Below are 427 nucleotides of genomic sequence, written 5' to 3'. Positions count from 1 at the left end.
TTGAAGTCGAACATCGGCCACACCCAAGCCGCCGCAGGCGTAGCCGGCGTCATCAAGATGGTCATGGCGCTCCAGCACGAACTGCTGCCCCAGACCCTCCATATCGACGCGCCGTCCCCGGACGTGGACTGGTCGAGTGGAGCGGTGTCGCTGCTGACCGAGGCGCGGCCCTGGCCTCGCACCGACCGGCCCCGCCGCGCGGGCGTCTCGGCCTTCGGGGTAGGGGGCACCAATGCTCACCTCATTCTTGAACAACCCTCCGACCCCGAGGGAGCGCAGGCGGCGGAAGCTGACTCAGCTGCCCCTGCGACGGGAACGGAGCCGATGGCCCAGCAGTCGGCCGTGGGCCCGGTGACGATTCCCTGGGTGGTGTGTGGGCGTGGTGGGGATGTGGTGCGTGAGCAGGCGGTTCGGTTGCGGGGGTATC

The 427-nt window shown here is 69.3% G+C and carries 1 protein-coding gene; it reads left to right on the top strand.

From position 1 onward, the window contains the following. On the top strand, positions 1-427 hold a 427-nt coding region (locus AC5P1B_RS35870; protein ID WP_493892224.1), incomplete at both ends, for a ketoacyl-synthetase C-terminal extension domain-containing protein.

The organism is Streptomyces sp. A01 (assembly GCF_059026195.1).
The sequence above is the reverse complement of the archived record's forward strand: the minus strand, read 5'-3'. Positions and strand labels throughout refer to the sequence as shown.